This is a genomic window from Nibrella saemangeumensis, assembly GCF_039541915.1.
GTDB classification, from domain to species: Bacteria; Bacteroidota; Bacteroidia; order Cytophagales; family Spirosomataceae; genus Nibrella; species Nibrella saemangeumensis.
Map to the genome: position 1 here is coordinate 1 of NZ_BAABHD010000061.1, position 16,335 is coordinate 16,335.

The window sequence follows — 16,335 nt, forward strand, 5'->3', positions numbered from 1 at the left end:
TTGTCCTTACGTGTTTGCTAAAGTGCCTGACTGAGAGTAGCATTACCACAAGTGAAATTCTTGAAATTTTACCACCGCTCAAAACTAAAGGCGTGTTGGGGAATTGAGAAAGGTTGAGAATCGTGTCACCTTTGTGGTCGCCAAACTACAAGACGATGACTAAACAGTGGAGTGCACTGACCGATTCTCAATGGAATGCAATTTCGCCTTTTCTTCCGCTCAAACGCAAGCGCACTCATGATTTACGCCAGATGATGAATAGCATTTTATGGCTACTGCGCACCGGCTGTCAATGGCGCAACCTACCTCAGGAGTGGCCTCATTGGCAGGCTGTTTATTACTATTTTGACAAATGGAAACAGGACGGCACCCTGGAACAAATTAATCTGCACCTCAACAAAGAGGATCGAAAACAAACCGGCAGAGAAGCAGAGCCTTCGGTTCTATGTATTGATAGTCAAAGCGTTAAACTGACTCCTTTAGCTTGTGAATACCGGGGTATGGATGCTTACAAGCGGGTTAACGGACGCAAACGACAGTTCCTTGTCGATACCCAAGGTCGGCTTTGGTTAGCTAGCGTACACCGGGCTGATGAAGCTGATGGCCGGGCCGCTTCAACTTTGGTGACCGAGATTGCTCTGCTAAGTGAGCGCTTAGAGAAGGTCTATGGCGACCAAGCTTACAATGGTATTTTCGCTGACGCCTTAGAGAAATGGAGTATCGCTTTTGAGAAGGCTTCGCGTCCCGAATCAGCTCGCGGGTTCGTACCCGTAGCCAAACGATGGGTAGTGGAGCGAAGTATTGCCTGGACCAACTTTTTCCGCCGAATCGTCAAAGATTACGAGTATACGCTCTCTTCTTCGGTGGCTTGGTTGTATTTGGCTAACATTCAGTTGATGCTACAACGCATCAAGCCCGATCACCAAACATAATTTCCCAACACGTTCTTAAGGTTGTGTTTAGCAACATGCATTTTTATTCAATTCAGCTTTATCTTTTAAGCGATAAGATGTGCTGATTTGAGCATTAGTTTATATCTGTACACGTTAGTAGTTAGTTGGCTTGTAAATAGCCTCTATAAACGCCACCTTTAATACCTTGGTATTGGCCGTTGTCTTCACGTGCGTCTCCAAGTGTACACAGGAATACAACCGCTAGATTATTGATCTTGTGTGGGGTACGCCAATAAAATGGGTTGGCAGATAAAGCGAGTAAGGGCTAGGTTGTTTCGCAGAATCGGCAGTACGAACAAGGGGAACAAAGCAGGAACAACCCTTGCCAATTTGTGGTACTTGTTAATTAGGCAAGTCCTTATTATCTATACCGTTAATTATTTCAAGAATTTTATTACGCCTAGATGTGTTATACTTTTCAATAGTAACTCTTTTATTGGATTCATCAATTAATAAGAATTCGCCCTCTTCATCAATAAATCTTGGATCAAAGATTATATTCATCTTTAAAATATATTTTAAGAAAAAATCACCAAAATCATATTTTTTAAAATGTATATTCTCTACATACCCTCCTTCATGAATGTTAAAAGAACCTACTAAGACCTCAGAATTCATCCTATCAAAACCCGCATAGAACTTAGCATGGAAGTCTGTTTTAAAAAGAGCTTTTTTTTCTGTCAGTTCACTTAACGTAGGGTTAAGTAAACCATAACTTTTTAAAACACTTATATCTAACCCTGTATTATTTGACCCCTCTAGAAATGAGTTAAATGTTGCTCTTCTTGTAAGTAAAGTAGTTTTATGAGGTACAGTATTCTTTAAAATCCAGTTCCAAAGCTCAACACGTTGTGCTTCTCTATTTTTAAAATCAAAGCCTATAAATGGTACTGCCAAAAATACCCTATTATAATAAACTTGCCACCTAATTAAAAGCTTTTGAAGTACTTGCAAACAGCTATCACGGTTGTAAATACCATCTATATTCGTTTCAAGTTTAGCTCCAATTACATCAATTAGAATTAACTCATGTTCATCTTCAATTGGTAATTCATTCTCTTTGAAGCTTTTATACAAGACTATTTTAGTTTTAAATTCACAAGAACATTGATAATCCGAAAGTATAATTATACTATCAGGATCGCCCAACATACCTTTTAGATAATAAGGCATATAACCTTCAATTGTTTCATTAACAGATGTTAGTTTATGTGTTAACTGAGAATAAACATGTGGCTCAATGTGGGTACCACATTCTGGACAGAAAAATATATTTTCCTCAATATCACTAAACTTTGGTCTTTCAAACTCACCAGTTTCGACATATAGCAAATTATCGAACCTAAAATCTTCGGGGAAAGATTCCAAATTATGTTTCTTGATAACTTCCTGCTTATCGCCAAGTATTTCGTTATCCCAAGAGTCAAGGACAGTAGCGCCATGATCGACTCTTGAGTAGTCATTAGGATTTTTTACTGCATATGGGAATAGCATATGACATTTATTACATTCTAAGATCCAACCTCCACTGTCATTCTCACCACCTGGAACTTTACCGATTGAAAGTTGAATATTTGCCATGCAACTAGGATTTGGGCATTTTACAACTACTGTCTTATAATTAACGTCAAACATACTAAACTAAAGATTTTCAAATGATAAGCTTGTCTTATAAAAATGCCGTTTAATGAGAAAGCCACAATTGCAGCCTAAATACTGGAAAAGCGTTCGAAAACTGCATCAAATTTCCGTTCAAATATTAAACTACCATTCTCAGCCAGTTCCTGAGTTCGTGATACAGAAAAATGCTTGTAGTACTGGGCCAATAAATCCGTGAATGAGGGGCTGAAATTGATCGCTGCCGAACGGAACTTTCGCCCAAAGCTATTCACCAAAGCAGGCCAGAAATCCTTTACCGATTGGTGTTTCACTACACTAGGCCTAACCACTGACGTCCTAAAAGTACTACAGGTCAGCAAGTCCGATAAGGACCTGAAGGGATACCGCTGGCCCGATGAGTGAAGGGTAATCAGCGGGCTTCGCCAAAATCATACTTCTAAGGATAATCGAAACAAAGCGTCTTAGATGGAGGAGCAGCCTCCTTGTTATTTTTGAATGCAAACGCAAGTCAATGGAATGGAAACCCGTTTATTTGGCATTTCGTTATAAGTTCGACCATTCAGCATACGTCCAGCCTCTTTTTTCCGCCTGCCTCCCCATTGTTTAAAGAAGAAAGCAACTTTAGCCTGCTGGCATTTTTGCTGAATGTCAATTACCCACTCTTTGTTTATTGGTCTTGGATTTCGACCGCTCTCGCCGCCAACAATTACCCAATCGATTCCAATTAGGTCTAAATTATCCAGAGGACCTATCAATGGTTCACAAGACAAGAATTTGATAAATGCATCGGTTTGAATCAGGTAATCTATCCTATCGAGTACTCGACTATCCTCTATGGAAACGCCCATCCAAATATTCGGTGTCCAATTAAACTCTTCATTGTACCTAAGCAGCAGATCGGCTCTTTTAGTGAGAATCTGAAAAATATGCTGAGGGTTCTCATTCATTACTTTGAATACATCTTTAATGAAGGAAAGTGGAATATCTTTATGAAAAAGATCACTCATAGAATTGACGAAAACCATCTTTGAGCCGCCCCATGTATAGGGGATACGTAAAGAGTCCTTATGAGTTGCCAGTTCAAATCCACTCTGATACTTTTCAACTCCCATAGCTTGGAGTCGTTTAGCCATCACCTCAGCGTAGCAAAACTTACAGCCAGCCGATATTTTGTTACACCCAGTAGTTGGGTTCCACGTCATCTCGGTCCATTCAATGCTCGATTGTGCCATATCTAAAGCATTTTAAACGCAACCCTTTGGTGCTTGTTTTTAAAATGGTCGTAATCTAAGTAAGTACCATGACCTCGAACTTCTTTATTTGTCTCCAAATCTATAACCTGAATCTTTGGCTCCTGCCTCAATTTTTTAATAACCTGATTAGCATGAGGAGTTCTAAATCCTTCAGTTAAGACAAATTGGTATAGATCGCAATTGGTACAATTCTGATTATTAGAAATATAAAGCGTAATTTTTCTTTCAAGCTCCTCCATACGGAGCTTAAAGAATGGTGGCTTTATTTCTGGGAAAAGAGGTAGCTGTGAAGGTATAGCATCAGCTTCGTACACAAAACCTCTTCCTTGTTCTGGGTCTATTTCCCACTTAGCGTCTATAATCCGTTGTAAACCTAATATGTTACTAGTAATGAAAAAAAGAGCATAATAATTGTTTGTATTCCGCTGAAGGAAAAAAGATGTAGTGTAAAATGTATTTTCAAATCGGAGGGCTTCCTCTAAATGGTTTATAAATTCAAAAACATCCATTTCTTTCTCTTGCCTAATTGGATGACTTTCGTCAAAAAACTCATATAAGAACCGCCTTAAGTGTACATAAGCAGCCTTATTATAATCTTTTTGGACAACTTCTTTAAAACGATACATGAAAGAAACTGGCAAAAAAAGAACAACTTCTGTGTTAAGCTTCAACAAGGTTAACAGGTTTTCTCTATGTATTACCTTATAGCCTGTTGGGTCAATAAAAATTAAACTCCTTTCTCTACTGCTTTTACTACTTAACTGTGCAATTATATTTTTAAATGCATCACTTGCATCTAAATTAGTGATTTGTAAGTCACAGCACCTATCTTCTTTATTTAACTGTGTCAGATACAAAGAGACTTTGTCTACACTTTTTGGGTTTCCATCATTAATATTTAATGAAATTGGTGTGACTTTAAGATTATTCTTTATTAAAAAATTTCTAGATTCTTGTATAGCTTTAAAGGCTCTAACTGGGCTTCCAAACTTACCATTTTTATAAATTCCCGTGCCGCAAAATACATCGTATATATTTAATTTACTAGTAAATTTTGCATTACTTAGTATTGCAAGGTACTTCTTTAAATATTCACCATATAAAGCAACTTTAGCTTCAGAGTGCGGCTTCATATCATCCTTGTCAGAGAACTTAATCTCTCCATTTTCTTTCTTCTGTTTTGCCATAAATACTTCTAATTCTTTTGGTCAAGGACGTCAAATATTACATTATATAATTGAAAAGTTTAATGCTCTACTTATCCCAGTCCGCTCAAAAAACTACATCTTTAACGTGATCGCGTTGTACTTCGCGAGCAAGCCATAACATTTGCCCTCAAGCACAAGGTGTTTATGTGGTTTTAGAGGGGCGAATAAAGCTGTAATTCAATAGTTACTGTAAGAACAGCCTTTCAGCCGCTCGGTTGGAAGAAAATAGTACAGAATATTGCTCTTCTCTATAGTATAATTAGAAACTATCATTTTTAGGATTTTGCCTCTAAGTTTTGGAGATAGTTGATATAAGTTTCATTAGATAAGCTTAACCTTAATACTTTAGGTTCTTTAGCTAAATTGGGGAGAAAGCAGCCCCATAGACTTACGCAAATTTAATAAGATTCTGATTATGACACGGTTACAGGCTAAGAAGGAATTAAAAATATAATTTTTCGGATAATTCATTGCACCGTTCCCCAATTTAACCAAAGAACCATACTTTAAACCAACCACGTAGTTTTACCATCTTCTGTTATACTTATTAAGTGGATATTACTAAACCACGTTCCCTTCTTATCTAACTTTCTAATTCCAATTAAAATAGCGTCAGGAAAGCCTGGTTGTACCGCCCTTTTCATTCCTAGTACATTTTGTATCTGAGAGTCATCTTCAAAGATCAATCCCTTAAAGCAGTCGATTACAGTCTTTAAAAGATTATCTATATCAACAGTTTTATACCTGTCCTCGCTCATATAAAACACTGAAATGATTTCCAATGGAATACTTCTATCATAAGGATGGTCATCTTTAACTGTTGCTTGTATGTCAGCCTTAAATTTCTCTTCAAACCTTCTAAGGCTATCTTTCCCTTTATGTTTTACATATAGCTCATATTCTTCAAGCATTGTCTTATCACTTTCATTCTGAAAAACTGCTTTGTACCCATCAACCTGTTTGTACCTATCTTGCTTTGTAAGTATAGTATTAGTACCAAAAACCATATAAGAATAATCGAAATCTTCGTGTGCCTTTATTGTAACGATATTACTTGGCATAATCAGAAAGTTATGGCGTTTAAATTCTATAATCCTTTTAACATAAATCCATACTGCTGGTAGCTAATTGGGTTTTTATTAGCCTCGTTGTCAATCCATCCCGCCTCCTGATGACTCCTTTCTATTAGGTCTATTGTTTTGAGATACCTAAACGTTTTAACTGTTAGCTGTAAGATTTCTAATTCACTATGTGAAAAAATATTGGTATCCGCTTGCCGGTTTTGAAAAGGCTGAAACGCTTCAAATACCTCATCATCTCGTTCAGCATAAGTTTGTTCAAGATATCCTTGCTGTACGAGTAAATCATTTAAAATTCTGTATTCATCAGGAACGGGTCCTTTAGGAATTGCACAGTACCTTGCACCAGATATAGAAAAGCCTGTTTTTTTGAAGTGGCCAAAATCCGCGTAAAAAAGAAGTTTATTTAGGCGAACTGTGTATAAATGGGGCATCTGGTCAAAGAAAAATAAAACCATTTGTGCAAACTTATCAAAGTTCGGCACTCTGTACCCAGTAAATTGATTTGGTACGTCCAGAGGATTCCAGATGGTACTTAATACATCATTAAATGAATCACTTTGGGGCAGTTGTAATTCATCAACGCGCCTTAGTAAATCAGCTAATTCGCGGTCTTTTAAATCAATCTTTCGTTCAAAGACCAATTCTTTAAAGTTACGAGGATCCCGAACTAAACGAATGAGGGTGGCATTAGATAAGCTTGGTATTTCCCCTTCTTCATAGTTGCGATATTGGTTAACGCCAAATCCCATTAGTATTGACATTGTGCGCTGGCTAACGCCATAGCGTTCCCGAAGCAATTTTATTTGCTCAGGGAATAGAATATGATTACGCTCTCGGTATTGGTTATGCAGTTGGAGAAGATTGAGCGCATCCAGGTCTTCAGTCGTGAAGGTTTCGCCAGTGTCAACGCATTCATAATAATGAGCGTGAACCTGAAACGTTTGAGACCGATAAGTGAGTGTCTGGATTTCTTTTTTTGTGATAACTTCTCCGCCAGTGAACGGACTTATCATAATTTTTTGTAAGGGTATGTCATTGGAAACTCGGCTATGTGAAACGATATACAGATCGTTGAGCGGTTAAAGGCACCTAATTGTATTTTGATATAGACTTCTTTACCCTTCACTTGTATGCCAAATTCCCACAAATCGCTGATGCCAGCCTGATCGTAGTGTGGCCCCCGATAGTAGTTCTCTACCGCCAGACTTCGCAAGTAGGCGGTACGCTCAAAGGGCCGAATGTCTAAAGAGGCCAATGCTTGGAGGTTTTTGTCCCGTCTCATGTAGGTTACTTCATATAAATCTAGCTTCGCTTTAAAATCGGTTAAAAACCGACTTACCTCATCTTCTGGTGCCATGTTACGGGGCATCGTATTAATTCAACGACCCAAACCTACTATTATTACTTTAAAATTGCAAATTTTAGCTTTTTTTGATATTATTGGCACTATAAAGTGTAAATCCAGCTATTTGCCGTATATACCTAAAAAATGAGAAAGGCTGATTTTGACCAGAGCCGAGTTGTTGCCTATAGCCTACTGGCTCATATAAACAATCATGATGCTGGTATTAAGAACTTAGGTGACATCTTCGTATTATTAGTAAAAAGGGTCATTGCCCGAATGAGCGCTGAGGGAAAGAACCGAGGTGGAAGTGCAGCTGAAATTAAAGTACTTGTTGATAACGCTTACTCACTTATGTGGTTCTTCTTAGTACTGTAGGGCCGGAGATGACTATAAGCCGCGACAGCGTATCGGGGCTTTATAACGACGCTCGTTCAGCTCTTTAATTTTCATGTACAATTCGGCAAGATCCCGGTGCGCGTTCGGCAAAACGAGGGATATGCTGGACAGACTCTCCTCAGATTGACGTTTAGGAATCTTCCGCCTAAACGTGTCCATAAAACTTGTTCAGGATTATCTGTTCACTACTTTTGAGATTCTACCATTACTGTGAACACTCTCTGATACTATATATTCTGGCCCGTAGTTTGGGTCATGAATCATAAGCTAATTGTTATATTAAAAAAACAATATTTTTAAGCCCAAGAATTAAAATAACAAAACCCTTCATGCTTCCCTTAGAACAGATACAGAAAGGTATCCTTATAAATGGCCTCTTACCAAATCAAGCAGTACAAGTTATTCACATCGAGTGGTCAGGTGAAGATGCGTTAGAGATTACTTATAAGAATAGTCAAGGACAACTCGGTAACCAATTACTATTTCGTGACAGTGAGAGCAGTTTGTCCTTAGTAGATGCTGAACGGTCATGGAATTTTGGTGCCGACGCAAAGCTGTTTAAGCTAGCTTCAGAAGCTTATCGTATTAAGCTAGCCTACTTATTCGACCCCATGATGGCGGTGCATACGTCGATGGTAGAACCGCTACCACATCAGATCTCAGCGGTGTACGGCGAGATGTTGCCTCGCCAACCACTACGCTTTTTACTTGCTGATGATCCTGGTGCCGGTAAGACCATCATGGCAGGACTCCTCATTAAAGAGCTATATATGCGGGGTGATGTCCGTAAGTGTCTAATCGTTTGTCCTGGCGTATTAGCCGAGCAATGGCAAGACGAGTTGAATCAAAAGTTTCAACTGCCCTTTGATATCCTTACCAATGACAAAATCAATGCTTCTCGTACGGGAAACTACTTTCTGGAATCGCCAATGGTCATTGCAAGGCTAGATAAGCTGAGTCGCGATGAAGATTTACGCGAAAAGTTAAAGGTGACTGATTGGGATTTAGTTATTGTCGACGAGGCTCATAAGATGTCAGCTTCTTACTTTGGCAACGAGGTGAATTACACACAACGTTATCGATTGGGACAACTACTGTCGAGCCTGACACGGCACCTGTTGTTGATGACAGCGACACCGCATAACGGGAAAGAAGAAGATTTTCAACTGTTTCTGGCGCTGCTTGATCCAGACCGCTTTGAGGGGCGGCAAAAACGGTCGAATGCACCCATAACAGACGTATCTGACCTAATGCGCCGTATGTTGAAAGAACAGTTAGTCAAGTTTGACGGCCGCCCTTTGTTCCCCGAACGGATTGCCAAAACAGTGCTGTATGAGTTGTCAGATGACGAAGATGTGCTTTACAGTGAAGTGACGCGGTATGTTCAAGACGAGTTTAATCGGGCTGACGCTTTAGACAATACGCGTCGGCGTGGGTCGGTGGGTTTTGCGTTAACTATTCTTCAACGGCGTCTTGCGTCATCACCGGATGCCATCTACCAATCACTTCGTCGACGGCGTGAACGGCTGTCAGAGCGCCTGACCGATGAACGCAGGTTTGCCACTTTATCAGACAACTCGCAATGGCTTGATGACGAGCAGTTAGAGCAGTTAGACGACCAACCATCCGATGAACAGGAGGAGTTGGAAAACAACCTAACTGATAACGCTACCGCTGCCCGCACAATTCGTGAACTCGAAATCGAACTGGATACGCTTCGCCGATTAGAGTCACTGGCTGATCAGGTACGTACCAACAATACGGATCGAAAATGGGCTGAATTGTCCACTTTGTTACAGGATAGAAGTGTGATGTTTGATGAACAGGGGGTCCGGCGTAAACTGGTCATCTTCACCGAACATCGAGATACACTTAATTATTTAGCACATAAGATACGTATGCTGCTCGGTTCCACGGAAGGTGTTGTAACGATCCAGGGTGGTATGAATCGTGATGCCCGCCGACAGACCCAAGAAGCGTTTCGACAGGACATAAACGTTTGCGTCCTGATCGCTACGGACGCAGCTGGTGAAGGCATTAACCTGCAACGGGCGCACCTGATGGTTAACTATGATCTGCCCTGGAATCCTAACCGACTCGAACAACGCTTTGGACGAATACACCGCATAGGACAAACAGAAGTATGTCGACTTTGGAATTTAGTGGCCGACTCAACGATTGAAGGCGACGTTTGGCAACGGCTTTTCGCCAAACTCGAAGCTGAGCGCCAATCCCTCGGTGGCCGGGTATTTGATGTACTTGGCGAAGTAACCTTTGATAACAAGAGCCTGCGCGAACTAATGATGGAAGCCATTCGGTACGGACACGATCCCGCTGTTCGAGAACGGCTTAATCAGGTGGTTGAAGACGCCGTCGACCGCCAGCAAATTGAGCGTCTATTGCAAGAGCGAGCGCTTCACAATGTTCCGCTTTCACACAGTAATTTACAACAGATTCGCGAAGATATGGAGCGAGCTGAAGCCCGTCGACTCCAGCCGCACTTTATCGCTGATTTCTTCCTGACGGCCTTTCGGCAATTAGGTGGGACTATTCACGAGCGGGAAAACGGTCGTTACCAGATTGCTTATGTCCCATCGGCTATTCGTAATAGAGGCCGTACCATCGACGCCCGCGAACCGGTACTGCAATCTTACGAACGCATCACGTTCCACAAGGAATGGGTGAATCTACCAAGTCGTCCGGTCGCGGCTTTCGTCTGTCCTGGCCACCCGCTACTGGATGCTACGTTGGATTTGTTGTTAGAAGCCAATCAAAACCTGTTGAAACAGGGAGCTGTACTGATTGACGACAATGCACCCTACGGAGAGCCGCGTGTTTTGGTGTACGTCGAAAACGCCATTCAGGATGCCCATCTCACCGATAGCACACAGCGCCGAACGGTATCACGCGAAGTACACTTTCTGGAATTCAATGCCAATCGCCAGATTCGCCGGGCCGGTTATGCCCCTTATCTCGATTACCGTCCTGCTGCCGACGCTGAGCGGGACTATCTAATGCAACAATTGATTGGAGCTGATTGGCTACAGACCGATTTCGAATCGGTAGTTCGTAATTACGCTATTAGTACGCTCGCTAAGGAACACCTCGACCGGGTACGTGAACAACGGCAATTTCTGATACAGCGTACTCGCCATGCCGTGCAGCAGCGGCTAACAGCCGAGGTTCGCTATTGGGACCGGCGCTCGCGCGAATTAGCTGCGCAAGAACAGGAGGGTAAACCAAACGCCCGACTCAACTCCAATCAAACCCGGAAAAGGGCCGATGATCTGGCCACACGCTTGAGTCGACGGATGGACGAACTGGATCTGGAAATGAATCTGTCGTTACGACCTCCGCTGGTAATCGGCGGAGCCTTGGTCGTGCCATCGCAAATGTTACAGGGTTTGAACCTGCCAGTTTCTAACGCCAATTCGCCAGAAGCAGATGAAAATACTGGTTCTGTAACTGTTGTCGATGCTGCGGCTCGTGCTGCTGTTGAACGAGCCGCTATGCAGGCCGTCATGCACTACGAACGCTCGCTTGGTAATGAGCCGACCGACCGTAGCGCCGACAAAATTGGCTACGACATAGAAAGCCGGGATGGCCAGACTGGCCACCTACGTTTTATCGAGGTTAAAGGCCGTCGGTTCGATGCCGATACCATCACCCTTACTAAGAATGAAATACTGACCGCCCTCAATCAACCCGAACGCTTCTACTTGGCTGTTGCGCTCGTTAACGGGCAAAACGTAACACTTCATTATGTGCAGCGGCCATTTCAGACGGAGCCCGACTTCAATGTGACCAGTGTGACCTATCAGCTCGCCGGACTTTTGACCCGCCCTGTTGCATCTGTGACAATTACGCTTGACAGTTAATGATTAAGCGGATGAGTTATAAAAATTTCGAAGTAACCAGCCTAACGAGCCGTAGAATTTGATAGTTTCACCTCTTTTTTGGTCGTAATAAAAGTATACGGCCACTAAGTATACTTCGTTCGCGCTGCCACTATGACAAAGAAACTTATTGAAGTATCTATACCGCTTGACCTAATCAACGATGAATCAGCTTACGACAAAATGCCAGGTATTGGCCCCCATCCCAAAGGGTTACACCATTGGTGGGCACGGTTACCGTTGCCCGCTGCCCGCGCTGTCCTCTTTGCCTCGCTCGTAGACGATCCCAGCAGCCATCCCGACCGATTTCCAACCGAAGAAGCGCAACAGCTTGAACGCACCCGCTTATTTGGGCTGATGAAGAATTTACTTCAGAAGAAGATTCACACCAAACCCCAAGCGTACCGCGACGCGCTGGAAGAGATAAAAAAACATTGTAACGGCGAGCTACCGACCGTGCACGATCCCTTCTCGGGCGGAGGCTCCATTCCACTTGAGGGAATGCGTATGGGCTTACCCGTAATTGCCGCCGACCTCAATCCTGTAGCCGTGCTGATTAACAAAGCGATGCTCGAAATCTTACCCCGCTTTGCTAACCATCCTCCTTTTAATCCTGACAGCAAAAAGAAATATCACCCCGACCATAAGTGGACAAATGCACATGGCTTAGCCGAAGATGTACGCTATTACGGCCGTTTAATCAATGAGGATGCAAAAAAGCGAATTGGGCATCTATATCCCCCAGTAACTTTATCAGATGGCCGTACTGTGCCCGTGCTGACATACTTTTGGGCTCGTACAGTGCAATGCCCTAATCCTGCTTGTGGTTGTCAAATGCCGCTGGTTGGCTCATTTATATTAAAAAAGAGGGGAAAGGAAACATATTATGTTTCACCAATAATTGAAAGAAATGGAAAGAATAGTCTGAAGGGTTTTGAGGTCCACACAGGTGAACCGGAGGTAAAAGGTACTATTATTTCTAAGAGTGGAGCTCGTTGTATAGCATGTAATGAAGTTATTGCACATCCTTACATACGGCAAGAAGGAATCGCAAAACGTATAAGTCATAGATTGATGGCTGTATCAGCTGATACAGGGAAAGGAAGAGCTTATTTGTTTGATCCAAATCAAGAACAACAAATTCTTATAGAGCCTAAATGGATCCCTGAAATACCGTTAGCTCACAATCCTAAAAATATAAGTCCTCCACTCTATGGAATGACCTCTTACGACCAATTATTCACCAAACGACAACTAATAGCCTATGATACATTAAATGAGTTAATAATAAAATTGCGTTTAGAACTTACGGGTGAAAATGTAAATGAGGATTACATTAAAGCAGTAGTTGTTTTTCTCAGCTTTGCTATAGATAGATTAGCTGATTTTAATAATAGTCTTACAACTTGGAAACCGAGCGGTGAGCAGCAAATGCACTTATATATATTCCGGCAATCGAAGACCACGTATTCCGGCCAATACAGGCCGCTGTGGATAAGTGTGAGAAGAAGGGTGCAAAGGTAAGTGCTATACTGATTTTTCTTTCTCTTTAGTCTGTCTTCGCTGAGATTCCCCCTTTAACTCAATTCGGTGAGCCTGATGTAGCAACCGGTCCAGGAAGGCATCGGCAATCGTTGGTTCTGCCAGATAATCATACCATTGGGCAACGGGCAACTGGGAGGTTATGATGGTGGAGTGACGACCGTAGCGGTCCTCCATGATCTGTAATAGCGCCAGTTTGGCCTCCATGTCTAGCGGAGTCAGTCCCCAGTCATCCAGAATCAGCACATGCAGCCGCTCCAGACGGGCCAGTTCCTTGACAAACGAACCGTCCGCCCGGGCCAGATGCAGTGTTTGAATCAGTTTTGGTAAGGCGAAGTAGCCCACCCTGAACCCCTGCAGGCAGGCCTGATAGCCGAATGCAGTCGCCAGATAGCTTTTGCCACAGCCTGTTGCGCCGGTCAGCAGCAGATTTTCGCCCCGCTGCACGAATGACAGATCGGCCAGCCCTAGTATTAGGCTTTTATCCAACTGGCGTTCCGGCGTATACCGGATTTCTTCCAGCGAGGCCTGATATCGGAAGCGGGCCTGCTGAACGGCCAGTTGTGTGCGCCGGTGGTGGCGATATTCCCATTCCGCATCTAGCAGTCGTGCCAGTAATTGTTCCTGCGGGGGCCACTGATGGGCCGGTAACCGGATCAGCGTTTGCCACAGGGTTGCCATCCCGGCTAGTTTCAGCGCGTTCAAGCGGTCTAATGTTGCCTGATTATTCACCTTTTTGTCGTTTGTTTAATGGTTCTCTTACTGATAGGCAGTTGCTCCCCGTATATTCTCGTGAGCAGGGATAGTCGTTGTCGGGGTTTGTGGCAGGGGCAGCCGGTCGAGTTCACTATCCAGGATGCCACGGAGGATTTTGTAGGATACACTTCCATAGTACAAGGCCCGCTCGCAGGCTTTTTCCAGACGGTCAGGTTCCACTTTTTTCACCAGGGAAAGAATACCGGCACAGGAGCGGTAGACCTGTTGCGGATAGGCATGGAGCGGTTCTTCCAGCCGTTTCAGTACCTGCTCAATGGCTCTGGCCAGCCAGGGACCGGCCTGCAGGGCCTGCTGTCGGAAAAAGTCGGCTGACCACTGGCTTACCCACTGCTGTTGCGGTGGGAGATGCCCGGGTTGTGTTGAGTAGCCGTAGGCAAGCCGGCATCGGGCGTGAAAAGCAATCCGCTCATGCTGATGGTACATTTCAACGGTATGCTGGGTGTACACTAGCTTAAGCTGCTGACCAACAAACCGGTATGGCACACTGTAATAGTGCTTGTCGGGTTGCAGCAGTACGTGAGAGTTGACCTGAACTTTGGCCAGCCGGTACTCTTTCAGCTCGTAGCTGTCGGCCGGCAGCGGTCGTAACTGAGCGGCTTCCAGCGTCTCGAACCGCTGCCGCCGGCTGTAAGTTTTGCCTTGAAACAGCTGTTGATTATGGGCTTCAACCAGGTGCATGATCTGTTGGTTAAGCTCCTGCAAACTGTGAAACGGTTTATCCTGTAGAGCGGTGTACACTCGCTGGTAGAGGATATTGACTGCCCCTTCGACTAAGGCCTTATCGCGGGGCTTACGGCTGCGGGTGGGATAGATGCATGTGCCGTAATGAGCCGCAAAATCCTGAATTGTCTCGTTCAGGTCTGGCTCGTAGCGGTTGGCCGTTTGCACGGCAGCCTTCAGATTATCCGGGACAATGGCGGCCGGGACTCCACCCATAAAGATTAGTGAGTTACCCAGGCCTGCCAGAAAGTCTTCTTTCCGCTGACTGTTCATAGCCACCGCATACGTCAACTGGCTGCACCCTAATATCGCTACGAAAAACTCATAGGTAAGGGGTTGATTAGTAGTAGCGTCAATGACGGTGAGCCGCTTGCCGGCAAAGTCAACAAACAGTTTGTCCCCGGCTTTATGCTCAATATGCATAACTGTCCGCTGAGTCTGTAGCCACTGCTGATAGCGCCAACAAAACTGGGTATACTGAAGCCCGTCGGGATTGTGCTGCTTGTAAAGCGACCAAAGGTGAAAGCGGGTTACCCCCGGCTTACTGAGCTGGGCATCAAAGCTGGGAAAGCGCTCATAAAGATCGCCAATACGATCCGCTTTTGGAGTCAGCGGCTGAGCCAACAGCCGATGGAGCTGGTCATCCTGCCAGTTGAGAGCCTGGTCGAGTGAGTCAAAATGACTTTCGATGGTGGCCAGATACTGATCCACCGTTGAACGGGCTAAAGCTAATGTGGCAGCAATGGCCCGCTTGCTGTAGCCTTGCTGCCGGAGTTGAAGAATACGTCGGAGTTGATACATGGGTAAGCGTTGGTTAGCCATAGTCGCTGCTGAGAGTCAGAGAAACACTGTTACTCAGCCAAACTACGGGCCTTCTTACACTTATCCACAGGTGGCCTGATTTGGCCGGAATGTATGGCTTGTCATCGCCGTATTAACTGGCCTGCTTTAGGCCGGAATATTCAGTGAATGCCTATGAGTGGCTGAAGTATGTGCTGGAACACATCCTGACGATCAACCACAAAGACCTGCGGCAGTTATACCCCCAGCACTACAAAACCCGCTTTTCCTAGACGGGGTTGCTCGGGTGGATACGATAAGGCTGAAGAGTTGATGAGCCTGGTGAGTCGCTAGAGTAGGCATGTGTGTTTTTTAGCCAAAAGTAGCGGCCTCGTAAGCAGCAGAAAAGACGTGGTTGCTCGGGTGGATACGCTAAATTGCACTACATCCCCAATTTAACCAAAGAACCTTTAAAGTAAGAGCGTGTTGGGGAATTTTAGATTATTGAATATCAGTTGATTATCGAAAATTGGGCTATTTCACTGAGCCTCAGGTTTGCGTAGAAGGTTATGGACTTAAACCAAAAATGCTACAGCTAAATCTAAGCCATTATGAATCCTCTACGAAAACATTAAATTTCTGATTTTCAGTCTGTTAAAATTCCCCAACACGCCTTTAGTTTTGAGCGGTGGTAAAATTTCAAGAATTTCACTTGTGGTAATGCTACTCTCAGTCAGGCACTTTAGCAAACACGTAAGGACAA

12 protein-coding genes are annotated in these 16,335 nt (G+C 43.7%); 4 read left to right on the forward strand and 8 right to left on the reverse strand.

Annotation, left to right across the window (positions count from 1 at the left end):
* Positions 1–155 precede the first annotated feature (155 nt).
* Positions 156–932, forward strand: coding sequence for an IS5 family transposase (locus ABD949_RS18490; protein WP_345245684.1), 777 nt, complete (start codon positions 156–158; stop codon positions 930–932).
* A 363-nt stretch (positions 933–1,295) separates the two neighbouring features.
* Here ABD949_RS18490 and ABD949_RS18495 read toward each other — a convergent pair whose 3' ends face one another.
* The 6 genes from ABD949_RS18495 to ABD949_RS18520 form a co-directional block, all read right to left on the reverse strand.
* Positions 1,296–2,534, reverse strand: coding sequence for a hypothetical protein (locus tag ABD949_RS18495; protein WP_345245686.1), 1,239 nt, complete (start codon positions 2,532–2,534; stop codon positions 1,296–1,298).
* 524 nt (positions 2,535–3,058) lie between these two features.
* Complete coding sequence (locus ABD949_RS18500) at positions 3,059–3,805, reverse strand: DUF5131 family protein (protein ID WP_345245688.1); 747 nt, start codon at positions 3,803–3,805, stop codon at positions 3,059–3,061.
* A gap of 2 nt (positions 3,806–3,807) precedes the next feature.
* Positions 3,808–5,013: a three-Cys-motif partner protein TcmP gene (gene tcmP / locus ABD949_RS18505; RefSeq protein ID WP_345245690.1), complete on the reverse strand. Its 1,206-nt coding sequence runs from the start codon at positions 5,011–5,013 to the stop codon at positions 3,808–3,810.
* Between the two features lie 527 nt (positions 5,014–5,540).
* Positions 5,541–6,095, reverse strand: coding sequence for a RusA family crossover junction endodeoxyribonuclease (locus ABD949_RS18510; RefSeq protein ID WP_345245692.1), 555 nt, complete (start codon positions 6,093–6,095; stop codon positions 5,541–5,543).
* Positions 6,096–6,121: 26 nt separating this feature from the next.
* Complete coding sequence (locus ABD949_RS18515; RefSeq protein ID WP_345245694.1) at positions 6,122–7,129, reverse strand: type II TA system antitoxin MqsA family protein; 1,008 nt, start codon at positions 7,127–7,129, stop codon at positions 6,122–6,124.
* Positions 7,126–7,473, reverse strand: coding sequence for a hypothetical protein (locus ABD949_RS18520; RefSeq protein WP_345245696.1), 348 nt, complete (start codon positions 7,471–7,473; stop codon positions 7,126–7,128). Before ABD949_RS18520 ends, ABD949_RS18515 begins: the two co-directional genes overlap by 4 nt.
* A 132-nt stretch (positions 7,474–7,605) precedes the next feature.
* Between ABD949_RS18520 and ABD949_RS18525 the strand changes: the two genes are divergently transcribed.
* The 3 genes from ABD949_RS18525 (at position 7,606) to ABD949_RS18535 (ending at position 13,277) form a co-directional block, all read left to right on the forward strand.
* Positions 7,606–7,836, forward strand: coding sequence for a hypothetical protein (locus tag ABD949_RS18525; protein WP_345245698.1), 231 nt, complete (start codon positions 7,606–7,608; stop codon positions 7,834–7,836).
* 350 nt (positions 7,837–8,186) lie between these two features.
* The gene (locus ABD949_RS18530; RefSeq protein WP_345245700.1) at positions 8,187–11,735 is read left to right on the forward strand and encodes a helicase-related protein; all 3,549 of its coding nucleotides are present in this window, start codon (positions 8,187–8,189) and stop codon (positions 11,733–11,735) included.
* Between the two features lie 132 nt (positions 11,736–11,867).
* Positions 11,868–13,277, forward strand: a complete 1,410-nt coding sequence (locus ABD949_RS18535) for a DUF1156 domain-containing protein (RefSeq protein WP_345245702.1) — start codon at positions 11,868–11,870, stop codon at positions 13,275–13,277.
* Between the two features lie 3 nt (positions 13,278–13,280).
* Here the strand turns inward: ABD949_RS18535 and istB are convergent, their stop codons facing one another.
* Positions 13,281–14,027: an IS21-like element helper ATPase IstB gene (gene istB, locus ABD949_RS18540; RefSeq protein WP_345245704.1), complete on the reverse strand. Its 747-nt coding sequence runs from the start codon at positions 14,025–14,027 to the stop codon at positions 13,281–13,283.
* A 27-nt stretch (positions 14,028–14,054) separates the two neighbouring features.
* Entirely contained in the window at positions 14,055–15,593 is a 1,539-nt protein-coding gene (gene istA, locus ABD949_RS18545; RefSeq protein WP_345245707.1) for an IS21 family transposase, read from the reverse strand.
* Between the last annotated feature and the right edge of the window lie 742 nt (positions 15,594–16,335).